The following is a 23,074-nucleotide window of genomic DNA, read 5'->3' as shown; positions in this document are numbered from 1 at the left end:
AAAGAGCGCCCGTCCTTCGCGGACGGGCGAGGATAAATAACTTTGGTTTAAGCGCCAACAACAAACGGGAGGACAATCTGTCCCCCCGTTTGTTGTTATGCTCTAAAATGTGCGGCTATTACAGATCATTGACGATGGTCTGCAACTGCATCTGCAACTACCACGTCTGCGTCCCGTGGCAGGAGTTCGAGCAACTGCGCGTCGTTGCGTCCCACCCGATGGTGGTGGTCAGGTTGATGACGCCGTTGTTGTGCGTGGCAGCGTTCACTGTTGTGGTGCTGTAGCCGGTGCCATGGCAGGTGGCACAAGTGGCAAGGTTAAGGTTGATATGTCTTGCATGTTGGCCCGTTGCCGGAGGAATGGCGTGACAGCTCCCGCATGCAGGGGCCGGCGCCGGGCTCGGGGTGATGGTGGCCAGGGCCGTGGCAATGGCCTGCACATCGGCTGCAGTCAGGGTGGAGAGGTAGCCCATGCCGCCTACATTGCCGTTGATGGCCGTCTGGATACGGGTTGTCGTGGCGCCGGCCTTGGCCGAACTGGCCAGGGGGCCGTGACAGCCGGCGCAGTTGGTGCCATAGAGCGTTGCTCCATTAGCAGGTGCCGGGGTCGGCGTCGGGGTTGGAGTCGGGGTCGGAGTCGGAGTGGTTACGACCAGAGCGTCCACGATGGCCTGTTTTTCGGTAGCCGTGAGCGTCGAGAGCGTGCCCATGCCGCCGATGTTGCCGCTGATGGCCGCGTCGAGCCGGGCAAGGGTGATTCCTTTTTTGGTGGAAGTGGCCAGTGTCCCATGGCAGCCGGCGCATTTGGTGCCGTAGAGGGCGGCTCCGTCAACCGGTACCGGCGTGGGAGTGGGTGCAGGGGCTGGCGGGGGGGTGACGACGGCCAGGACGTTCACGATTGCCTGCTGCTCGGCTGAGCTGAGCGAGGAAAGGACGCCCATGCCGCCGATATTGCCGCTGATGGCCGACTGGAGCCGGGCAAGGGTGATCCCTTTCTTGGTGGAGTTGGCCAGGATGCCGTGGCAGTTGGCGCAGTTGGTGGCGTAGAGCGACGCTCCGTCAATCGGTGCCGGAACAGGCGCTGGTGTGGGTACTGGTGTGGGTGCCGGCGTCGGAGCGGGTACCGGAGCGGGTGCTGGTGTGGTTACTGCCAGCGCGCTCACGATGGCCTGCTGCTGGGCAGCGGTCAGGGTGGAAAGAGATCCCATGCCGCCGATGTTGCCGCTGATGGCCGACTGCAGGCGGGCCAGCGTGATCCCTTTCTTGCTGGAAGAGGCCAGTGCCCCGTGACAGCCGGCACAGTTGCTGGCGTAGAGTGCCGCCCCGTCAATCGGTGCAGGGGCCGGTGCCGGAGTTGGAGCAGGAGCCGGTGTCGGTGTCGGTGAGGGGGCTGGCGTAGGTGCCGGAGCGGTAACGGTCAGCGCATTAACTATCGCCTGCTGCTGGGCAGCGGTCAGGGTGGAGAGAGATCCCATGCCGCCGATGTTGCCGCTGATGGCTGCCTGCAGCCGGGTGAGGGTGATCCCTTTCTTGCCGGAGGTGGCCAGAGCCCCGTGACAGCCGGCACAGTTGCTGGCGTAGAGTGACGCCCCGTCAATCGGTGCAGGTGCCGGAGCCGGAGTTGGAGCAGGTGCCGGTACGGGCGAGGGCGAAGGTGCCGGGGTGGAACTGCTGGCCAGGGCGTTTACTATCGCCCGGGAATCTGCTGCTGATAGCGTGGAAAGAAAGCCCATGCCGCCCATATTGCCGCTGATGGCTGCCTGCAGCCTGGTGGTGGTGATCCCCTTTTTGCTGGAAGTGGTCAAGGGACCGTGGCAGCCGGCGCAGTTGGCGGTGTAGAGGGCAGCGCCGTCAGCCGTTGTCGGCGGGGCGGGAATGGGTGCCGGTGTGGTTGTCGTTGGTGTTGGTGTTGGTGTTGGTGTTGGTGTAGTAGCTGGAGTCGCCAGGGCAGTAGCGATGGCCTGGATCTCCTGGGAGCTGAGGGCGGAGAGTGAGCCCATGCCGCCTATGCCGGCACTGATGGCGGACTGGATACGCGCCACGGAAGCGCCCTGCTTGGTCGACTTGGCCAGGGCTCCGTGGCAGCCGGCGCAGTTGGAGGCATAGAGGGCGGCACCGTCCATGGCCGGTGGGGTCACGATCGGAGAGGGATGCGGCATGTTGGCAGTGACGAAGACGCCGCTGGTGAGCTGTGTTACCGGGGCAGTGAAGATGGGAGCGGTAGCATTGCTGACGGTCAAGGTGCCGTTGGCAAGCGTGATCTTCACGGCATCGAACATGGCATCCATGCCGGTATGGTTGGCGGCAAACGCCCCCTTGATCGGGTCGATAGTGGTCCCATATGCCGCGAGCAGCGGTTTGAGCTGGTTCTGCAGGTCATTGGTGGCAGTGCCGATGGCAGCGGCGATTTTGTTTTGCACCGCTGGTGTCGGGGCATCGAAGAGTGCGACCGGATCGTTTACGCCGGCGGCATTGGCCACGATGGCATTGGAGAGAGGGTTGATGTTGGCGGTTCCCGGAGCGGCCGCAAACGAGACGAGGGACTGGGTGCCGTTGTTGGTGGTCCATTCCGCCTTGATGATGAAGGGAGGGGTCAGACCGGCGACGTTGAAGGCGTACGAGCCGTCGGGGCCGGTAGCCGAGGTCAGTTCCCGCGTTGTGGCTGCCGAATCCTTGAGCCGTACGTTGCCGACGATTGCTTTTCCTGTGGCGGCAATGCCGGACACGGTCGGTGATGCCGACCCTCCGGAGCCACCACATCCTGCCAGCATGAGGACTGCGGCCGAGAGTGCCATGGCCAACACGGTCGAGAAGGTTTTTTTCTGCATTGAGTCTCTCCTTTTTCAGGCGTAGGTTACGGCCGAACAATTCGACCTTTCCTTGATCGGGGCACCGGGTGTGCACATCCCTGTGCCCCTGATCGTTTGACGGCCGGAAAATAAAACAGCCGGGGCCGTATATCGGTTAGATATTTCGGCGACCCGGCTGTCTCAGAGAGACCCTTTAGGCTTTCCGTCCCATCCTCGCGGATGGTTTAGTATTGTCGTGTATCTATTGCTGAACTGCGTTTACTGAAGGTGACGTTACCGTAATTCGGTACGTGATGTCAATACCAAACAGCAATATTTACCGTTAAGAACATTTTAGCTTTTGCCAATTTTGGCACAGGGGCTTCCGTCTTCACAGATGTGGTCTGATAGCCTGAAGACGGTTGATTTACCGTGCAGTACGGCCAGGTTACGATGCCAGCTTATGGAGTTCCGAGACGAGATATACCCGCTCGTCAATCAGGCTGACGGCCTGTGCGCTGTGCTCGACCAGCTCGAAGAGCCGCCGGTAGCGATCCACTTCGGCCGGTTGGGTGGTTTTGCGGCCATAGTACCTGCCGGTCTGGGGAAAGACCTCGGTTGCGATCTGGTCGTCGTAGATGGCAAAGTCGATGGGGCTGTTGGTGTCGCGGCCGCTGATTTCGCTCGCCTGGGGGAGTTCACTGCGGAAGGCGACGCGCACATCGATACCGTGTCCCAAGTGGGTTGCGAGCACCTTCTGTACCTCCGTGCCGGCCAACTCCTCGGGGGTGACGACGAAGACGCGGGTGATTGCCACTCCGCGCTCAAGCGCCCTGATGTTGGCCTGGAAGAAGTTGACCATGGCGCCCCGGGAGCTCCAACCGGCGGTCAGGGGATCGACGGCCTTGATTCTGTGGGTCGCGCAATCGGCGCACCGTGCCCCTTCCAGGTAGAATTCCGTTTCGTCCAGCGGGATGAACCCTTGCTGGAGGAGGGTCAGTGTCCGCTTGGCCCCGGCGAGGAGTTCCTGTGCCCGCACCCGGCACTCCGGGTCGACGATGCCTGCCAGGGCAAAGGTGATCTCGTGGGCCTGGTGGTACTCGCTCGTCAGCTCGTGGCGTACGGTTGCCAGATCCTCCCGGAGCAGGTAGGTGGCCAGGGAGAGCAGGATGCCGATGCCGAAGATGACATAGGCCGCCATCGGGTTGTCGAGTACCAGGTGGAAGAAGATGGCCAGGCCGGCGCCGGCGAGAAATTCGATGAACACCGCCATATTCTTGATTTTATCGTTCAGTTTCATGTGGTTTCCTCCTGTTCTTCACTGCTGTCGTCAGGTTATACCCCCAAAACAAAAAAGCCGGGTCGCAGTACTATCGATCAAGATAGTTCGGCGACCCGGCTGTCTCGGTGAGACCCTGTGGGCTTTCCGCCCCATCCTCGCGGATGGTTTAGTAGTATCGTCTATCAAAACGGTGCGTGGCTGACTGCTGCCGGTCACGCACTATTTAGTGTTTAATGAGAACGCACTGTAGCCCCTCCAGTCATCAAAGTCAAGGTTTGCTGTGTTACGGTTTGGTAACAATCTGAATTTATTGAGGCTTTTGCTTGGTTTGGCTTTGTCGTATTACGTCCCGTAGGGACAGAATGCCGGTAGCCCGGCGATTTATCGCCGGGCTACGTGGGGGGCAGATGATTTTTGTCACGTACGTGACTGAAGGGAAAAACCAATTCATTACCGGGGACCGGGGGATTAATCCCCCGGCTACAGGCATTCTGTCCTTTAGGCCCTTTGGGTCCGATGGGACGGAGGCTGAAGGTAACAGAATATTACGCAGGTTTACCCGAACCGGCGGTGACCATCAACTCGCTCACCAGTTTCGTGAAGCGGAGCGGGTCGGCGATGGGCGACCCTTCGGTGAGCAGCGCCTGGTCCAGCAATAGTTCGCAGTAGTCGGCAAGGCGCGGATTGGCCTTGTCCTGCTCGTACATGCTCCCCAGGACCTGGAGAAGCGGGTGGTCCGGGTTCAGTTCCAGAACCCGCTTGCTTTCCGGGACATCCTGGCCCATGGCCTTCATGATCCGCTCCATGTTGGCGTTCAGCCCGTACTCGTCGGCCACCAGGCAGCAGGCGCTGTCGGTCAGGCGGCTGGAGAAGCGGACCTCCTTGACCTGCTCCTTCAGGTTGCCGGTGATGCAGTCCAGGAGCCCCTGGTACTGCTTTTTCGCTTCTTCCTTGCGGGACTCCTCTTCCTTCTTCTCGTCCTCGCCGGCCAGCTCCAGGTCGCCCCGGTCGACCGCGCGCAGCTTTTTGCCGTCATATTCGGTCAGCGTCTGGACCACCCACTCGTCCACCGGATCGGTCAGGAACAGGACTTCGTACCCTTTTTTGCGGAAGATTTCCAGGTGCGGCGAGTGCTCCACCAGTGCCCGGCTGGTGCCGGTGATGAAGTAGATATCCTTCTGTCCCTCCGGCATCCGCTCCACATACTCCTTGAGGGAGACCAGCGTGCCGGCCCCGGCGGTCGAACTCTCGAACAGAATCAGGTCCTGGAGTTTGTCCTTGTTGGCGAAGTCGAAATGGAGCCCTTCCTTCAGGACCGGGCCGAATTCCTTGTAGAACTGCTGGTACGCTTCGGTCTCTTTCTCCTTGACCTCGGCCAGGGTGGAAAGGACCTTCCCCACGAGGTTCTTCTGTATCCGCTTGATCTGCACGTCTTCCTGCAGTATCTCCCGGGAGACGTTGAGCGGCAGGTCGCTGGAGTCGACCACCCCCCGGACGAAGCGGAGGTAGTCGGGCAGCAGGGCATCGCAGTTATCGGTGATGAAAACCCGTTTTACGTAGAGATGGACCCCCCTTTTCCGCTCCGGCATGAACATGTCGAACGGTTTTTTCGCCGGGAGGAAGAGGATGGCCTTGAATTCGCTGGTCCCTTCCGCCGAGTAGTGGATGGTCCGGAACGGTTTTTCGAAGTCGTGGGAGATATGCTTGTAGAACTCGGTGTACTCCTCTTCGGTGACCTCGCTCTTGGGACGGGTCCAGATCGCCTTCATGGAGTTGAGGGTCTCCTCGGTGACCTTCTCGATCTCGCCCCCACCCTCGATGACGTTGCCGTCGAGGCCGGTGGCCGGCTCCTTCCGGGTGATGTCCATGACGATGGGGTACTGGACGTAGTCGGAGTATTTCTTGATGATGCTGCGGATCTTCCACTCATCCAGGTAGTCCCGTGTCTCTTCTTTCAGGTGCAGGACGATCTCGGTGCCGCGGCTCTCCTTTTCACACTCCTCGACGGTATAGGTGCCGTCACCGGTCGACTCCCAGCGGCAGCCAACCTTGGGGTCGCCGGCCCGGCGGGTGGTGAGGGTGACCTTGTCGGCAACCATGAAGGAGGAGTAGAAGCCGACCCCGAATTGGCCGATCAGCTCCGGGTTGTCCGTGTTCCTGGCTTCCTTCAGCGCTTCCATGAATGCCTTGGTGCCGGAGCGGGCGATGGTACCGATGTTTTCCTCGACCTCGGACGGCGCCATGCCGATGCCGTTGTCCCTGATGGTGAGCGTGCCGGCGGCCTTGTCGGGGATGATCTTGATCTGCCAGTCGCTGTTGCCTTCCAGGATGGACTCATTGGAGTGGGCCTCGAAGCGGGCCTTGTCGATGGCGTCGGATGCGTTGGAGACCAGTTCCCTGAGGAAGATGTCCTTGTTGGAGTAGAGGGAGTGGATGACCAGGTCGAGGAGCTGCTGGACCTCGGTCTGGAACTGCTTGGTGGTTTTGGACATGGTGTATCGACTCTCCTTTGGTTTATTTCAGGAACGAAACTAATCATTACTGACGGGAAAAGCAAGGGACCGGATGATTTTTCTGCCGCCGAGAAGTGGGGAGTTGTTTGCGATGTCTGATAACATGCTGAATATACAGTTTTAAACTGAATCGGTCGTCGCGTGGACAGCTATTTAGTCTGAGTTACGCCCGGAAGGAATCCGGAACGTGCAGATATTTTTAATTTTATGACACTTTCTGCCGAAACGGGTCTTAGTATCATGTGGCAGGAGCTAACAGTTGTCGATGGCGTTTCAAGGTTGTTGAACCAGTCGGGATCACCTATTTATGACAACCCAAAATCGATTTCGTTCCCCTTCAATACGCTCCCACCTGATGGTCATGGTGCTGGTGGCACTACTGCCGGCCCTGGCGATCATCATCTATGCCGGCGTGGAAATGCAGAAACAGGCACTCAAGGACGCCAAGGAGCATGCCCTTGCCATCGTCCGTCACGAGGGGCTTACCCTGCAAAGTTTCGTCGAAGGGACGCGCAGCATGCTGATCACCCTTGCCGAAACCCCCGAAGTGCATACGCGCGATGGGGAACTCTGTAGCCGTCTCTTCAGGAGTATCCTCAAAAAAGCTCCCATCTATAGTTCGATGGATGCTTATGGTACGGACGGTTCTCCGTTTGCGTCGTCCTACATAACGCTGCCACGGCTGCTTTCGGTGGCTGATCGTAGGTACTATCGCTATGCCATGGCAAGCAGGGACTTTGTCGTCGGCGAATACATCATTAGCCGGGTGACCGGGCAGCCGATGATCAATTACGCCTACCCCGTGCTTTCGCCATCCGGGGAACTGCTGGCGATACTGCAGGCCGGCTACGACCTTGACCGCATTGCAGACATATTGGGACGACAGTTGCCGGAAAAAGGGATGCAACTGGTCGTCACCGATCACCGGGGAACAATCCTGTATCGGACCGGTTTCAGGGACAACGCCGTGGGCGGACCGGATGACTCGTTTCTTTTCAAAAGGATGAGCGTGTCCCCGCGGGATGAGGATACGTTCTTCAGTAAGGACGAAGGGGGGGCCAAGGCGTTCTACGCCTTCAAGCGTCTGAGACTCTCTCCGAACACCGAGCCGTATTTCTACGTGAGGGCCGGTTTTTCCGAAGAGTTCATTGTGGCTGAGCCAAACAGCCTGCTTCTGCGTAACTTACTCCTGGTGGTTGTGGCCGGGGCGCTCGCCATGCTCCTCGGCGCACAGTTCGTTCGTCGGGTAACGAGGCCGGTGCAGCTCCTGGTGGAGACCAGCAGCCGACTGGCGGCCGGCAGCTACGATATCGAGCTGCCGGACCCGACATATCGGGAGATCGGTCGCTTGAACGACCATTTCCAGTCAATGGCCCACGCTGTCCGGGACCGGGAACGGCAGCTTCAGGACCGTAACGAGGAGATGGCGGCCGTTGAGGAGGAGTTGCGGCAGCAGGTGGATGAATATATGAAGTCTCAGGACCAGCTACTGGCCGAGAAGAACAAGCTGGAGTCGATCCTTGCCTGTATTGGCGATGGTATTTCCATCCAGGACCTGGAGTACCGGGTCATTTTCCAGAACGAGGTCCACAAGCAGATGGTCGGGGATGCCAAGGGCGGGTACTGCTACAAGTGCTACCAGAAGCGGGACCGGGTCTGCGACAGCTGCCAGGTGCGCCTCGCCTTAGAAGACGGTAGGGTCCATACCCTGCTGCAGACGGTGCAGAAGGCTGACGGTGACCACTACTTCGAGATTACCGCGTCGCCGGTACGAAACGGGGCAGGACATATCGTTGCCGGCATCGAACTGGTCAGGGAGATTACCGACCGCAAACGTGCGGAAGCCGAGATATATCGACTGAACAGAGAGTTGGAGCAGCGTGTTCGGGAGCGGACCCTGCAGTTGGAGACCGCCAACCGCGAGCTGGAATCGTTCTGCTACTCGGTTTCTCACGACCTCCGGGCACCGCTACGCCATATGAGCGGCTTCAGCAGGATACTGGTGGAAGAGTTCGGCGATAAGGTCCCCCGGGAGGCCCAGCACTATCTGAAGAGGATCTACGAAGCCTCGGACCGGATGGGAGATCTCATTGACGACCTGCTTGAACTTTCACGGGTCTCCCGCCAGGAGATGCACTGGGATACGGTCGATCTGAGTGCCTTGGCGCAGACGATATGCCAGGAGTTGCGGGAGTTATCGCCTGACCGGCAGATACACTGTACGATTGCGGAGAACGTGACCGTGACCGGTGACTCCCGGCTGCTCAGGCTGGTGCTCCAGAACCTGCTGGGGAACGCCTGGAAGTACAGTTCCCGCAAGGAGCATGCGGAGATCGTTTTCGGGGCCGAGGAGCGTGATGGAGTAAAGGTTGTTTCTGTCCGGGACAACGGCGTTGGGTTTGATATGACCTATGTGAACAAGCTGTTCACACCATTCCAGAGGCTCCATGGCGCCGAGTTCGAGGGGACGGGGGTCGGCCTGGCGTCGGTTCAGAGGATCATTCTTCGCCACGGCGGCCGGATATGGGCCGAAGGGGTTGTGGGCCAGGGAGCAACGTTTTCCTTCACCTTGGCCGATGAATCCGGGGCCGAATCCTGAGTCCTGCACGTAAATAGTGTTCCGTCAGGTTGCCCGTATGCGATATTTTCGTACAAAGCCGACCGGATGGTAGGAAAGTTTTGCTGCCCGTAGACCCGGTTCGCCCAAGTCCTGCTCCCGGTTGATGAAGCGGCAGTCGTTGAAGAGGAGACGGCTGAATTCACGGTTAACCAGTTGGGGCAGCCCTTCCATGAACGGGTCAGCCTTTTCGAAGTGACAGACAGCGGTTTCAGTGTTCAACCGCTCCCCCAGGGCAAAACCCTTTACCTCGCCATTTACCAGTACCACCACCCCCTGCAGATCCAGCGGTTCATGGAGTTCCAAAGCCTCGGCGGTTGCTGCGGTTTCCGACACCAGGGTCCGTTGCTCCTCGTCCCTCCTTGACTTTAACCAGTCGTCCAGCAGGAGCAGGCTTCCCTCCCGGTGGGCCGGTCCGAACAGTTCGACCGCATGGCTATGGCGGGCCGTGAAGTAATTGATCCGGTTCTTCTTTTTGTGATACCGGTTTCCCGGTAGTTCGGCCAGTTCCTGGCGTTGGTAGAGATAATCGAAATTGTCGCGATCTTCGCTGACCTGTACGGCGATATCGGCCAAGTAGCGCTTGACGAACGGTTCGTCGGCGCCATACAGGGTCTCGTCATGGGCCAGCAGGATACGGGTGGCATCTTTGATGTCTCCCGAGAGCGGCGGGAGGAAGTATGGATTACCGTCATATCCCCGGCCCAGCACCACCAGGGCATTGCCGACGAGGGTGAGATGATAGTCGTGGGGTTGCCGGAAAAGGTAGAGTCCGGCAAAGGTGCATTCGGAGAGCTGTGGCTGAAGCCGGGCAAAGAGCTTGTCCAGAAGTCCTTTGTCAGACAGCGCCAGGGGGCGGCGCTCGGGGTAGGTGGGGATCGTCATGGTCTGGTCCTTTCATGCTCCAGTATAATGGCAAAGCTGTCACCTGCCACCCGGAACCTGTTGTCATGACATCTCCTCTGTACAAATAGGTTTGCAGAAGCCGGGCTCACTGTGATAGTTACTATTTACTTTAGTTTCCGCTCGGAAACGGTCCTTTTTCGCCCCGGCGGTGTCAATCTGCGGGCTTGCTTGTGCGGCGTACAGAAGTACGCCTCCGCACAATCCCTTGATTTCCTTGCCAGGACAAAAAATCCCTCGTTTCCGAATCGGAAACTGGTAGTGTCACATCCGGACTTTCCGGTTGGACACTACTTTTAGTTCACGAGAGCGGAGTTACGATGTATTTCCCCGACCTGAACAGCTTTACGACCCTGGCCGGCCAGGGGAACCTGATCCCGGTCTGCCGCGAAATCATGGCCGACATGGATACCCCGGTCACCGCCTTTCGCAAGATCGACGACGGCCGTTACGCCTTCCTGCTGGAAAGTATCGAGGGTGGAGAAAAATGGGGCCGCTACACCTTTTTGGGGGCCGGACCGGCAACGGTCATCCGCTCCAGGGGGCGCCTTGTGGAGCTCCTCGAAGCCGGCCAGAAGCCGCGCCGTATTGAGACCGACGACCCGCTCGGCTATATCCGGGATCATATGGCCCGCTTCCAGCCGGTGGAGATCGCCGGCATCCCCCGCTTTTTCGGCGGGGCCGTCGGCTATCTCGGCTACGACATGGTCCGCTTCTTCGAGCGGCTGGAGAACGACAAGCCGGCCTTCATCGGCGCCTGGGACAGCTATTTCCTCATCACCGACACCATCGTCATTTTCGACAACGTCCGCCAGAAGATCCAGGTCGTTTCCAACGCCCACCTCGACGGCAGCCAGACCACGGCCGAGGCCTACGCCGCCGCGACAACGGCCATTGACACCCTGATCGCCAAGCTGAAGGGGCCGCTGCCGCCGCTTCCCGCCGGGCCTAAGCCACAGGGGCTCGCGTGGCAGGCCAACATGGAACCGGAAGAGTTCGAGTCGGCCGTGGAGCGGGCCAAGGAGTATGTGCGAAGCGGCGATATCATCCAGGTGGTACTGTCCCAGCGCTTCTCCGGCGACCTGACCGTCGATCCGTTCGACATCTACCGGATGCTCCGCACCATGAACCCCTCGCCGTACATGTTTTTCCTCCGCCTGGACGACACCATCGTGGTGGGGGCATCCCCGGAGGTCATGGTCCGGAAGGAAGGGACAAAGGTGGAACTCCGCCCCATCGCCGGCACCCGCCCCCGCGGCCGTACGCCGGATGAGGACCTGCAGCTGGAGGAAGAGCTCCTTGCCGACCCGAAGGAGCGGGCCGAACATGTCATGCTCGTGGACCTGGGGCGCAACGATCTGGGACGGGTCTGCCGGACCGGATCGGTCCGGGTTTCGGAACTGATGACGGTGGAGCGGTATTCCCATGTCATGCATATCGTCTCCAATGTGCAGGGTGAGCTTGCCGACGACGAGGACGCCTACTCCCTGGTCCGGGCAACGTTTCCGGCCGGCACCCTGTCCGGCGCACCCAAGGTCAGGGCCATGGAGATCATCGACGAGTTGGAGCCGTGCCGGCGGGAGGTGTACGGTGGCGCAGTCGGTTACTTCTCCTTTTCCGGGAACATGGATCTGGCCATCGTCATCCGCACCCTGGTGGTGCGGGACGGCAAGATCCATCTCCAGGCCGGCGCCGGCATCGTGGCCGACTCGGTGCCGGCGGCCGAATACCAGGAGACCCGAAACAAGGCGATGGGTGTGGTGAAGGCGATAGAAGCCGTTGAAAAGGGGCTCGACTGATGCTGCTCATGATCGACAATTACGACTCGTTCACCTACAACATTGTCCAGTATTTCGGTGAGCTGGGTGAAGAGGTCCAGGTATACCGCAACGACCGGATATCCCTGGAAGAGATCGAACGACTGGCGCCGCAGCGGCTGGTGGTCTCGCCCGGTCCCTGTTCGCCCGAGGAGGCGGGGATTTCGGTGGCAGCCATCCGGCACTTTGCCGGAAAGATCCCGCTCCTGGGCGTCTGCCTGGGCCACCAGTCCATCGGCGCCGCCTTTGGCGGCATGGTCGTCAGGAGCGCCACCCTCATGCACGGGAAGACCTCGCCGATCCATCACGATGGCCACGAGCTGTTCGCCGGCCTCCCCAATCCGTTCAACGCCACCCGCTACCACTCGCTGGTGGTGGAGCGGGCAACCCTCCCGTCCTGCCTGGAGGTCACGGCCTGGGTTGAGGAGGGGGAGATCATGGGGCTGCGCCACACGGAGCTGCCGCTCTGGGGAGTCCAGTTTCATCCGGAATCGATCCTTACGGAAGGCGGGATGGCGATCCTGCGCAACTTCCTGGAAATGACACGGTGATCGTGTAGGGGCGAATCTTGTATTCGCCCGGAATCAAGGCGATCACAAGGATCGCCCCTACAGGGGATAGACAATGATTAAAAAAGCGATTGCGAAGGTTGTCGAGCGGCAGGACCTGACCGAGGGGGAGATGATCGAGGTCATGGACCAGATCATGTCCGGTGGGGCCACACAGGCCCAGATCGGCGCCTTCATCACGGCGCTCAGGATGAAGGGTGAAACCGTTGCCGAGATCACCGGCGCGGCCAGGGTCATGCGGGAGCGGGCGACCCCCATCCGGGTCGGCCGGGGCGTGCTGGACATCGACCGGGACGATATCAATATCGACCTGGAAACCATTCTCGATGTGGTTGGCACCGGCGGCGACGGCACCAACTCCTTCAATGTCTCCACCACGGTCACCTTCGTGGTGGCCGCCTGCGGGGTGAAGGTGGCCAAACATGGCAACCGCGCGGTTTCGTCGGCCTGCGGCAGCGCCGATGTCCTGGAGGCGATGGGGGTAAGTCTGGATGTGACCCCGGACACGGTTGAGCGCTGCATTGCCGAGGTCGGCATCGGCTTTCTCTTCGCACCGGCCCTGCACGGCGCCATGAAGCATACCATCGGGCCGCGCCGGGAGATTGGCATCCGGACCATCTTCAACATCCTCGGTCCCCTGACCAACCCGGCCGGCGCAGATTGCCAGGTGATGGGGGTCTACCGGGAGGAGTTGGTGGAAACCCTGGCCAATGTGCTCCGCAACCTGGGGTGCCGGCGCGGGTTCGTCGTCCACGGGCTCGACGGGATGGACGAAGTCACCATGACCGGCCCGACCCGTGTCGCCGAGGTGACGCAGGAAGGGGTTACCGTCACCACGGTCCGTCCCGAGGATTTCGGCTTCACCTCCTGCTCCATGGATGATCTGCGCGGCGGCGATGCCAAGGGAAATGCGGTCATCGTCCGGAGCGTCCTGCAGGGAGAGCAGGGGCCGCGCCGCAATATCGTGCTGCTCAACGCCGCCTACGGCCTGGTAGCCGCCGGCAGGGCCGCCGACCTGGCGGAAGGGCTCCGGCTGGCCGCCGAGGCGATAGATTCCGGCGCCGCGCTCAGAAAGCTGGAGCAACTGGTGCAGATCGCAAAGGGGTGATCGGGAGGGGGCCATGACGCCGACAGCTGAGAAGCCCGAGAAGCGGTTCACCTATGCCGAATATCTCACTTGGGACGACAACCAGCGCTGGGAGCTGATCGATGGCGTACCGTACAATATAACCCCGGCGCCGCGCACGAAGCATCAGGGGATACTCATCAATCTTGCGTCGCGGTTTCATACCCACCTCGCGGGGAAGGTCTGTCGTCCGTTCATAGCGCCAACCGACGTGGTCTTCGACGAGCATAACGTGGTGCAGCCCGACCTCCTCGTCGTCTGCGACCGGAGCAAGATAACGGAATTGAATATTCAGGGGGCGCCCGACCTGGTCGTGGAGATCCTCTCCCCGTCGACGAGCCTGAAGGACAGGCGTGAGAAGAGACGGCTCTACGAACGGTTCGGGGTGCGGGAGTATATCCTGGTCGACCCCCTGAACGAGGTGATTGAGCGTTACTCTCTGCTGGATGGGCACTATGGCGCCGAAGAGGTGTTCGGCTGGCAGGAGACCATGTCCCTGCTGGTGCTGCCGGAGTTGTGCCTGAACTGGTGGGAGATTTTCGAGAAAGAGAAGGTTGAATCAGTCAATGAGCCAGGTCCCGGATATTCTGCAAAAGATCGTTGAACACAAGAGGCAGGAGGTGGCTGCCGCCCGTGCGGCCCTGCCGCTGGCCGAACTGAAGGCGCGGCTCGCCGACCGGGAGGACCAGCCCCGCGGCTTTGCCCGGGCACTTCGCGATGCCGCCGACTCCGGTTGGACCGCCGTCATTGCCGAAGTGAAGAAAGGGTCCCCCAGCAAAGGGTTGATCCGGGCTGACTTCGACCCGCTGGAAATTGCCTCCACCTACCAGGCACATGGTGCCACCTGTTTGTCGGTTCTCACCGATGAGCGGTTCTTCCTGGGGCATCTCCGCAACCTTGACCTGATCCGGGAACAGGTAGGGCTGCCGCTCCTGCGCAAGGATTTTCTCTTCGATCCCTACCAGGTCTATGAGGCAGCCGCCGGCGGGGCGGATGCGATCCTGCTCATTGCCGCCATGCTGGAGCTTTCGCAGCTGCGCGACCTTGCGGCCCTGGCCCGTGAACTGCACCTTGACGTCCTCCTGGAGGTCCACGACGAACGGGAGCTGGAGATGGCCTTGCAGACCGACTGCGGGCTGATCGGCATCAACAACCGGAGCCTGCATACCTTTGTCGTCGACCTGGCCAACACCGAGCGGCTGGCGCCGCATGTTCCGGCCGAACGGTTCATCGTGGCCGAAAGCGGCATCAACTGCCGGGAAGACGTTGAGCGGCTGCAACAGGCCGGTGCCAGGGCATTTCTGGTTGGTGAATCGCTGATGCGCGAAGCGGACATTGGCGCCAAGCTGCGGGAACTGCTGGGGTGAGGGAGGTTCATACATGACCACGAAGATTCTGCTCAACGAAGACCGGATACCGAAGCAGTGGTACAACATCATCCCGGACATGCCCGGACCGCTGGCGCCGGTCATCAATCCCCGGACCCTGCAACCGGTGACGCCGGACGACATGCTGGCCATCTTCCCCATGGCCCTGATCGAGCAGGAGATGTCGACCCAGCGCTGGATCGACATTCCCGATGCCGTTCGGGAGATCTATCGCCTCTGGCGGCCGTCTCCCCTCTACCGGGCACGCCGATTGGAACAGGCGTTAGGGACCCCGGCGAAGATCTACTACAAGTTCGAAGGGGTGTCCCCGGCCGGCTCCCACAAGCCCAACTCTGCCATTCCCCAGGCCTGGTACAACAAGCAGGCCGGCATCCGGCGTCTGGCCACCGAGACCGGGGCCGGCCAGTGGGGCAGCTCTCTGGCCCTGGCCTGCTCCATGTTCGGCCTGGAGTGCACCATCTACATGGTCAAGGTTTCCTGCCAGCAGAAGCCGTACCGCAAGAGCATGATGCAGCTCTGGGGGGCCACCGTTATCCCGTCGCCGTCCGAGTTCACCAACTCTGGCCGGTCGATCCTGGCCCACGATCCGGACTGTCCCGGTTCTCTCGGGATCGCCATCTCCGAGGCGGTGGAGGACGCCGCCACCCATGCCGATACCAACTACGCACTGGGGAGCGTCCTGAACCATGTCTGCCTGCACCAGACCGTCATCGGCCTGGAGGCGAAGGAGCAGATGAAGATCGCCGGCGACGAGCCGGACGTGGTGATCGCCTGCTGCGGCGGCGGCTCCAACTTTGCCGGTCTGGCCTTCCCGTTCCTGGCCGAGCGGGCAAACGGCAGGCAGGTGCGCTGCCTGGCCGTGGAGCCTGCCTCCTGCCCGACCCTTACCAAGGGGGTCTACGCCTTCGACTACGGCGACACGGCCCAAGTGGCACCCATTGCCATGATGTACACCCTGGGCCACGACTTCGTCCCGCCGGGCATCCATGCCGGCGGCCTGCGCTACCACGGCGAGTCGCCGCTGGTGTCCCAGCTCTACGCAGCCGGCCAGATCGAGGCCAAGGCCTACAAACAGAACGCCTGTTTCGAGGGGGCAGTGCTGTTTGCCCGTTCGGAAGGGATCGTGCCGGCGCCGGAGTCGTCCCACGCGGTACGGGCTGCCATCGATGAGGCGGTGCTGGCCAAGGAGGAGGGTAAGGAGCGGACCATTCTCTTTGGCCTGTCCGGCCACGGCCAGCTGGACATGGGGGCCTACGACGCCTATCTGTCCGGCAACCTGGAAGATTACGAGTATCCGGACGAGATGGTGAAAAAGGCGCTGGAGCGGTTGCCAAAGATCATTCTGTAGGGGCAGGGTTTCCCTGCCCTGGGCGGGGTGACCCCGCCCCTACGAGATTCCCATGACAAGAGTCAAGATCTGCGGCATAACGAGCCTGGACGATGCCCTGGCGGCGATTGACGCCGGCGCCGATGCCCTCGGCTTCGTCTTTTACGAGAAGTCTCCCCGCAACGTGAACCCGATGCAGGCGTCGGCGATCATCGCCAAACTCCCGCCATTCGTCCAGACCGTTGGCCTGTTCGTGAACGAAGAGGCGGAGCGGGTCAACTGGACCGCCGACTTCTGCGGTCTGGATGTCATTCAACTCCACGGCGACGAGGAGCCGGATTACTGCCCGGAGATCCGGCGCCGGGTGATCAAGGCGTTCCGGGTCAAGGACGCTGCGAGTCTCATTTCCCTGCGCCGCTACAGCGTGGCCGGTTGCTTGTTGGACGCCTGGTCGCCGGCAGCCCCCGGCGGCACGGGAGAGACGTTCAACTGGGACCTGGCCCGTGAGGCCGCTGCCTGCGGCAGGCTCATTCTGGCCGGCGGGCTGACCCCTGACAATGTCCGGCGGGCGGTGGAGCAGGTGAGACCCTATGCCGTGGATGTCTCCAGCGGCGTGGAAGCGGCGCCGGGGAAGAAGGACCGCGACAAGGTACGGGAGTTCATCCGCCGGGCGAAGGGGTTGTAAGCACGAAAGGATGGACGCGATGGATCGAGGAAGGGGACGGGAGTATTTCCATCCCCTTTTTTACATGGAAGGATTGGAGGTCGGCATGAAAACAGGTGCGAAGCGAAAACCCGCCAAGAAAAAATCAGCGAAAATTTCCGAAGAGAAACCGGTCGCACAGAAGGTCTCCCGCACCCTCCAGCCGGAGGGTATGAAATTGGAGGAGTGGCAGCGTCTTCTGCGCGTCAAGTTCGGCGAGAAACAGACGTTCATCCTGACCAATACCGGTGAACATCCAGTGTTTTCCGACTTCTCGCTGAACAATCCTTCTTCGGGGAAGTCGTATCGGCTCGCCATCCGTGGCGACAGGTCCGGAGACAACTTCTGTTCCTGCCCCGATTACCGGATCAACAACCTGGGGACCTGCAAGCATATCGAATTCACTCTGGCACGATTGAAGGAGAAGCGGGGGGCGAAGAAGCTCTTCCGGGAAGGATACGTCCCCCCCTATTCGGAAGTCTATCTCAGCTACGACCTCAAGCGTGAGATCCGCTTCAGGGCTGGACTAAGCGCCCCTGCCGGGCTCCTTTCGCTCGCCCGGCGTTACTTCGACGACAACGGCGTCCTGAAGGAGCGCAACCTCCTCGATTTCCCCGCCTTCCTGAACGCCGTTCCCCGTGAAGACGGACACGAGGTCCGCTGCTACGACGACGTGATGGCGTTTGTCGCCGAACACCAGGACGCCGCCCATCGCCGCGCCGTCGTGGAGGAGCAGCTTGCCGAAGGAATCGAGAGCCCGGTCTTCGATACGCTCCTCAAGACCACCCTTTACCCTTACCAGAGGCAGGGGGCGCTTTTCGCGGTGCAGGCCGGACGCTGCCTCATTGGCGACGACATGGGGCTCGGCAAGACCGTCCAGGCCATCGCCGCCACCGAGCTGTTGGTTCGACTCTTCGGCGTGGCCAAGGTTCTCGTCGTCTCCCCGACCTCCCTCAAGTACCAGTGGAAGAGCGAGATCAAAAGCTTCGCCGACCGCACAGTGACGGTGATCGAAGGGCTGAACGACCAGCGGCGGACCCTCTACCGTGACGATTCGTTCTTCAAGCTGGTCAACTACGAACTTATTCACCGGGATATGGCCATGATCCGGGAGTGGGGGCCGGACCTGATCATCCTCGACGAGGCCCAGCGGATCAAGAACTGGCAGACCCGCACCGCGAAGTGCGTCAAGGAGCTCGACTCCCCTTTCGCCATCGTCCTCACCGGCACCCCCATCGAGAACCGGATTGAGGAGCTTCATTCCATCATGGAGTTCGTCGACCGGCACCACCTGGGTCCCCTCTACCGCTTTGTCCACACCCACCGGGTCACGGATGGGGGAGGAAAGGTCGTTGGCTACCGGAACCTGGAGCGGGTGCGGCAGTCGCTCAAGGGGGTCATGATCCGGCGCAAGAAAGACGAGGTGCTGCGCCAGCTTCCCGGCCGGATCGACAAGAACTTCTTCGTGCCCCTCACCCCGGAGCAGTGGGAAATCCACGACGAGCACCGGGAGATCGTGGCGAAGCTCGTGGCCAAGTGGCGACGCTTTAAATTCCTCTGTGAGGCGGATCAGAAGCGGCTCCAGGCGGCCCTTGCCACCATGCGCATGGCTGCCGACAACACCTATCTCGTGGACAGGAAGACCGTCTTCGGACCGAAGCTCGATGAACTGGAGACGCTGCTCAGGGAGCTGGTTGTGGAGGGGAGCGAAAAGGTGGTCATCTTCAGCCAGTGGCTCCGGATGACCGAGCTGGTGGAGGGAGTGCTGGAGCGCAACGGCATAGGCTACGCCCATCTGAACGGCAGCATCCCATCGAAGGAGCGCAAAGGGCTCATGGCCCGTTTCAAGGAAGACCCCGCCTGCCGGGTCTTTCTCTCCACCGATGCCGGCGGGGTGGGGCTCAACCTCCAGAGCGGTTCGGTGGTGATCAACATGGACATCCCCTGGAACCCGGCGATTCTCGAACAGCGGATCGCCAGGGTCCACCGGATGGGGCAGAAGAAGCCGGTACGGGTGGTCAATTTCGTCTCCCGTGCCTCAATCGAGGAGCGGATTCTCGATCTCCTGCGCTTCAAGAAATCGCTCTTTGCCGGAGCCCTCGATGATGGCGGCGCCGACGTGGTCATGATGGGCGAATCGCAGTTGGAAGGGTTTATGAAGTCGGTCGAGGAAGTCAGTGGCGGCATTGAGCGGCCCGACCCGGCCGATGAGCAGGCGGAGCGGCTGGAGGAGGCGTACGATACCTGCACTGCCGAGGCGGCGGAACAGGCCGAAGAGCAGGTGGAACTGGCCGAACGTGTCCCGGCGGGCGGCGGGGAAGCCCTGGCCGGTCTGCTCGCCAGCGGCGCGGAGTTTTTGCAGAATCTGAGCCGGGTTGTTGCCGGTGCTGCGCTGTCTGCTGACGCCGCTTCCGGCTCGACGCGGCCGGTGGAGAGCGCCCTGGCCGGGATGATCGCCAGGGACGAGGCAACGGGAAGGACCTGTCTGAAGATACCGCTGCCGGAGCCGGAGGTGCTGACCAATCTTCTCTCCGGGTTCGGGCAGTTGCTGGCGGGGGTCATGACGAGGCGAAAAGGGGCATAGCTACCGTCGGCATCTGACTGATACGTGCATTCAATTGTCTTGGGCGATTCTTGGGGAAAATGATGAATCTGTCCCCGGTTCGGTAAAATGCTTTTTGGGCTGATTAGCACCAAACAGGATCGACTTTCAACCACTCGGCGGCAGCAGGCCGGCGCGGATGACCGCGCCGTTCACGCACGTTTCAACGGATGGCCGGACATCCATTCGTGAAGTGCAGCATCGATACGTGATTGCCAACCAGTACCTGTGGCCTTGAAATATTCAACCACATCAGGAGAAAGGCGAATAGCAATTGGTACTTTAGTTGTTTCTGCCTTAGGCCTCCCCGGTTTTCGCGCAACCTTTGCAGAAGAAAAGAAGTTCGCCACCTGTTCAGGGTCGTTAGGGTTATACAGGTCAGTATCGGGATCATATGGTGGTATGGGAGCATCTGAAGAGGCATCCCGTTTCACCTGATCCCAATCAGTCTTTGAATCCTTTTTCAAGCCAGGCATGGTAAGCCTCCCTTTCGTTTTTGTGAGCCCTGCGAAAGCTGATAATCCGTTGTTTTTCGCCCGGAAGCCATATAACTGTGAGGACGGTCAACACTTCTGCAACATACGCAAAAGTCTGCCGCCTTATTTCGCCGTTACGAACAGTTTCAAACTCAAGATGATACGATTGGACAAGACAAGTCCCGCATCAGCAAAGTCAAGATGATGCTTTTCGAGGTTACTCTGGCGGTTTGTTTCGTCCCAAACCATAATTATTGTATATACTGTAATTGCTAAAACGTCAACCGGCTAATACTGAAACATAATTTGCAGGAGTTCCCAACTCTCGCGTGGATACGGACGCGATAAATCCGCACCGGTCACGCTCACAACCGTTGGCCCAAAATCAGGAGATTGATTTGAGTGCGATCGAAGATTGGGTAGCCGCGAAGAAAAAAATATAGGCTCTCAAATGGGCTCGCGCCCATATGAAAATGGCAGGTCTTGTCGAGAATACGAGACGTGGCATCTTTCGCATAACCCAACGTGGTTCTAAGCTTTTGGAAAAATCACCTTCCGAAATCAACTTGCGCATCCTGCGCGAATTTCCGGAATACCTCGAAGCAAGAGACCGGACCCAGTCCAGCCAAGTAGGTGACGTCTCCGCTGCAACCGACGAGCAGGAAAGCAAGACGCCAGCGGAGCGACTGGAAGAGGCGTATGAGATGCTGAGAAAGAATCTTGCTGACAAGCTTCTTTCGCAACTGAAGTCATCGTCTCCGAGTTCCTTCGAGAAAATCGTGGTCGAGGTTCTGGTAAAAATGGGGTACGGTGGTTCTCGAAAGGATGCTGGTCAGGCAATTGGACGTAGCGGTGATAAAGGCATCGACGGCATCATCAAAGAGGATTGGCGCGGGAGTAGACAAGGATACAAGACGAATAGGTGCTGACGAATTTCTTTCCCGTTTCGTGCTGCTGCAGGCTAGATCGTTCAGCAGCGGGGAGAGTGAAGCGTTATCGGCAGGTGAGGCTGAAACAGGGGAAAATCTCCATCCGTCGTGAATATGGGGATCTTGCGCCGCACTGCAACGGCACAGATAAGAAAGTCCGTGTTTGATCCCTGGATTCCCTTGCCACGACAAAGGTTGAAAAATTCAGCCGCAGTTTCGTAATCACCGGTTGTCAGTTCAAGATCCGGAAATGCCCGCAGGTGGTTGCGCAGCTTCTGGAACTGGGCCTGGCTCTTCACCCCGGAGAGGAGTTCCTGACGTACCGGTCCGATGACCTGTACCCGCACCTCCCTGATCAATTCGATCAGTTCTGACACCTCAGGCCCATCAGCAGGCTGATTGCGCCTGAGCGCCAGGGACCATACCGATGTGTCAACCAGAACCTTCACTGCTTCTTCCGCTGTATCTTGTAGTCATAGTCGGGAACATATTCCACTGCGTGGAACAGGCTGATGATCTCGGCTTGTTTCCGGCGCTGGATATATTCAGTTAGTGCTTCGTTTACCACCGCCTTTTTGGTTGAGTGCTTGCCGACGATCCGGGCCTCTTCGAGCAATTTGTCGTCAATGGCGAGGTTTGTAGCCATGGGATACCTCCGTTACACAAATTTTTACACTTTGCATTGTGTGAAGTCAAGCGGGGAGGCGGTAACTACTTCCCGGACAATAATTTGAAGTTATAGATGGTCCGGCGCAGCCACGCTTGATTTGCAGGGGCAATGTTGCTACTATTGCCCAATTTTGCGGACCAGGGAGTATTATGAAATTACCCGATAAACAAGGACATTTCGGTCAGTTTGGCGGCAGGTACGTTTCCGAAACACTGATGCCTGCCCTCCTGGAGCTGGAGGCTGCCTACCGTAACTACAAGAACGACCGGGAGTTCAAGGCCGAGTTCGACTACTACCTGAAACAGTACGTGGGACGCCCCAACCCGCTCTATTTCGCCCGGAAGCTGACGGAAAAGCTCGGCGGGGCGCGGATCTACCTGAAGCGGGAGGACCTGAACCACACCGGCGCCCATAAGGTGAACAACACCATCGGCCAGGGGCTTCTGGCGAAGCGGATGGGGAAGCGGCGGGTGATCGCCGAGACCGGTGCCGGCCAGCACGGCGTGGCGACCGCCACCATCGCCGCCCTGTTCGGCATGGAGTGCGAGGTCTTCATGGGGGAGGAGGATATCCACCGCCAGTCCCTTAACGTCTTCCGGATGAAGCTCCTGGGGGCCACGGTGACCCCGGTCAACTCCGGGACAGCCACCCTCAAGGACGCCATGAACGAGGCGATGCGCAACTGGACCACCTATGTCGCTGACACCTTCTACGTCATCGGCACCGTGGCCGGCCCGCACCCCTATCCGATGATGGTGCGGGACTTCCAGTCAATCATCGGCCGTGAGGCGCGGTCCCAGCATCTGAAGGCAGAGGGGCGGCTTCCCGATGTCCTGGTGGCGGCGGTCGGTGGCGGGAGCAATGCCATGGGACTGTTCTATCCGTTCCTCAACGACCGGGAGGTGCGGATGGTCGGTGTGGAGGCTTCAGGTTACGGCATCGGCAGCGGCAAGCACGCGGCCCCGCTCTGTGCCGGCAGTGTCGGCGTACTTCACGGCAACCGGACTTATCTATTGCAGGACAATGACGGCCAGATCAGCCATGCCCACTCCATTTCGGCCGGCCTGGATTATCCGGGGGTCGGTCCCGAGCATGCCTGGCTCAAGGAGAGCGGTCGGGCCGACTATGTGCCGATCAGCGACGACGAAGCGATGGAGGGGTTCCAGACCCTTACCAGGGAAGAGGGGATTCTGCCGGCCCTGGAGTCGGCCCATGCCATTGCCCATGTCCTGAAGCTGGCGCCGACCATGGGCAAAGAGCAGAGCATCGTGGTTTGCCTTTCCGGACGGGGCGACAAGGACATCCATACGGTCGCCGAGGCCATGGGAGTTGGTCTGTAACATGTCGGAATTATGTTTGTTATG

Annotated in this window: 18 protein-coding genes, 1 pseudogene and 2 riboswitches; of the genes and pseudogenes, 12 read left to right on the top strand and 7 right to left on the bottom strand. The window is 60.1% G+C overall.

The window, feature by feature from the left end:
- Positions 1-157: 157 nt before the first annotated feature.
- From JN12_RS03515 to htpG, 3 genes are all read right to left on the bottom strand, one after another.
- A complete protein-coding gene (locus JN12_RS03515; protein ID WP_145018246.1) occupies positions 158-2,827 on the bottom strand; it encodes a c-type cytochrome in 2,670 nt (889 codons plus the stop codon).
- Between the two features lie 144 nt (positions 2,828-2,971).
- Positions 2,972-3,048: riboswitch (cyclic di-GMP riboswitch) on the bottom strand.
- Between the two features lie 188 nt (positions 3,049-3,236).
- The gene (locus JN12_RS03510; RefSeq protein ID WP_145018243.1) at positions 3,237-4,088 is read right to left on the bottom strand and encodes a hypothetical protein; all 852 of its coding nucleotides are present in this window, start codon (positions 4,086-4,088) and stop codon (positions 3,237-3,239) included.
- Positions 4,089-4,174: 86 nt separating this feature from the next.
- A riboswitch (cyclic di-GMP riboswitch) is annotated at positions 4,175-4,251 on the bottom strand.
- Between the two features lie 364 nt (positions 4,252-4,615).
- Positions 4,616-6,562 carry a molecular chaperone HtpG gene (htpG, locus tag JN12_RS03505; RefSeq protein ID WP_145018240.1) on the bottom strand — a complete coding sequence of 649 codons (1,947 nt, stop codon included), beginning with the start codon at positions 6,560-6,562 and terminating at the stop codon, positions 4,616-4,618.
- 328 nt (positions 6,563-6,890) lie between these two features.
- Here htpG and JN12_RS03500 point away from each other — a divergent pair, with 328 nt between their 5' ends.
- Positions 6,891-9,182 carry an ATP-binding protein gene (locus JN12_RS03500; RefSeq protein ID WP_145018237.1) on the top strand — a complete coding sequence of 764 codons (2,292 nt, stop codon included), beginning with the start codon at positions 6,891-6,893 and terminating at the stop codon, positions 9,180-9,182.
- A gap of 24 nt (positions 9,183-9,206) precedes the next feature.
- Here the strand turns inward: JN12_RS03500 and JN12_RS03495 are convergent, their stop codons facing one another.
- Positions 9,207-10,085: a DUF2156 domain-containing protein gene (locus JN12_RS03495; RefSeq protein ID WP_145018234.1), complete on the bottom strand. Its 879-nt coding sequence runs from the start codon at positions 10,083-10,085 to the stop codon at positions 9,207-9,209.
- 338 nt (positions 10,086-10,423) lie between these two features.
- On the opposite strand from JN12_RS03495, the gene trpE reads away from it, so the two are divergent.
- The 8 genes from trpE (at position 10,424) to JN12_RS03455 (ending at position 19,617) form a co-directional block, all read left to right on the top strand.
- Positions 10,424-11,902, top strand: coding sequence for an anthranilate synthase component I (trpE, locus tag JN12_RS03490; RefSeq protein ID WP_145018231.1), 1,479 nt, complete (start codon positions 10,424-10,426; stop codon positions 11,900-11,902).
- The gene (locus JN12_RS03485; protein WP_145018228.1) at positions 11,902-12,471 is read left to right on the top strand and encodes an aminodeoxychorismate/anthranilate synthase component II; all 570 of its coding nucleotides are present in this window, start codon (positions 11,902-11,904) and stop codon (positions 12,469-12,471) included. Before trpE ends, JN12_RS03485 begins: the two co-directional genes overlap by 1 nt.
- A 73-nt stretch (positions 12,472-12,544) precedes the next feature.
- Entirely contained in the window at positions 12,545-13,597 is a 1,053-nt protein-coding gene (gene trpD / locus JN12_RS03480; protein ID WP_145018225.1) for an anthranilate phosphoribosyltransferase, read from the top strand.
- Positions 13,598-13,610: 13 nt separating this feature from the next.
- Complete coding sequence (locus JN12_RS03475) at positions 13,611-14,219, top strand: Uma2 family endonuclease (RefSeq protein WP_145018222.1); 609 nt, start codon at positions 13,611-13,613, stop codon at positions 14,217-14,219.
- The gene (trpC, locus tag JN12_RS03470; RefSeq protein ID WP_145018219.1) at positions 14,182-14,982 is read left to right on the top strand and encodes an indole-3-glycerol phosphate synthase TrpC; all 801 of its coding nucleotides are present in this window, start codon (positions 14,182-14,184) and stop codon (positions 14,980-14,982) included. The genes JN12_RS03475 and trpC overlap by 38 nt, the downstream gene beginning before the upstream one ends.
- A 13-nt stretch (positions 14,983-14,995) precedes the next feature.
- Positions 14,996-16,351, top strand: a complete 1,356-nt coding sequence (locus JN12_RS03465) for a TrpB-like pyridoxal phosphate-dependent enzyme (protein ID WP_145018216.1) — start codon at positions 14,996-14,998, stop codon at positions 16,349-16,351.
- Between the two features lie 52 nt (positions 16,352-16,403).
- On the top strand, positions 16,404-17,015 hold the full coding sequence (locus JN12_RS03460; RefSeq protein WP_145018213.1) for a phosphoribosylanthranilate isomerase: 612 nt from the start codon (positions 16,404-16,406) through the stop codon (positions 17,013-17,015).
- Positions 17,016-17,100: 85 nt separating this feature from the next.
- Positions 17,101-19,617 (top strand): DEAD/DEAH box helicase, encoded by a 2,517-nt coding sequence (locus tag JN12_RS03455; RefSeq protein WP_170241829.1) that lies wholly within the window; start codon positions 17,101-17,103, stop codon positions 19,615-19,617.
- Between the two features lie 170 nt (positions 19,618-19,787).
- Here JN12_RS03455 and JN12_RS03450 read toward each other — a convergent pair whose 3' ends face one another.
- Positions 19,788-20,111, bottom strand: coding sequence for a BrnA antitoxin family protein (locus JN12_RS03450; RefSeq protein WP_145018206.1), 324 nt, complete (start codon positions 20,109-20,111; stop codon positions 19,788-19,790).
- A 458-nt stretch (positions 20,112-20,569) separates the two neighbouring features.
- On the opposite strand from JN12_RS03450, the pseudogene JN12_RS20950 reads away from it, so the two are divergent.
- Together JN12_RS20950 and JN12_RS20945 are read left to right on the top strand one after the other, a co-directional pair.
- Positions 20,570-20,644: pseudogene (locus tag JN12_RS20950) on the top strand (hypothetical protein); the annotation flags it as partial.
- Between the two features lie 171 nt (positions 20,645-20,815).
- Positions 20,816-21,040, top strand: a complete 225-nt coding sequence (locus JN12_RS20945; protein WP_281287711.1) for a restriction endonuclease — start codon at positions 20,816-20,818, stop codon at positions 21,038-21,040.
- A 41-nt stretch (positions 21,041-21,081) separates the two neighbouring features.
- On the opposite strand, the gene vapC is transcribed toward JN12_RS20945, so the two are convergent.
- Together vapC and JN12_RS03430 are read right to left on the bottom strand one after the other, a co-directional pair.
- Complete coding sequence (gene vapC / locus JN12_RS03435; RefSeq protein ID WP_145018200.1) at positions 21,082-21,489, bottom strand: type II toxin-antitoxin system VapC family toxin; 408 nt, start codon at positions 21,487-21,489, stop codon at positions 21,082-21,084.
- Entirely contained in the window at positions 21,486-21,686 is a 201-nt protein-coding gene (locus JN12_RS03430; protein WP_145018197.1) for a type II toxin-antitoxin system VapB family antitoxin, read from the bottom strand. The genes vapC and JN12_RS03430 overlap by 4 nt, the downstream gene beginning before the upstream one ends.
- A gap of 173 nt (positions 21,687-21,859) precedes the next feature.
- Between JN12_RS03430 and trpB the strand changes: the two genes are divergently transcribed.
- Positions 21,860-23,050 carry a tryptophan synthase subunit beta gene (gene trpB / locus JN12_RS03425; protein WP_145018194.1) on the top strand — a complete coding sequence of 397 codons (1,191 nt, stop codon included), beginning with the start codon at positions 21,860-21,862 and terminating at the stop codon, positions 23,048-23,050.
- Positions 23,051-23,074 lie beyond the last annotated feature (24 nt).

Source organism: Geobacter argillaceus, from assembly GCF_007830735.1.
Lineage (GTDB): Bacteria > Desulfobacterota > Desulfuromonadia > Geobacterales > DSM-12255 > Geomobilibacter > Geomobilibacter argillaceus.
The sequence above is the reverse complement of the archived record's forward strand: the minus strand, read 5'-3'. Positions and strand labels throughout refer to the sequence as shown.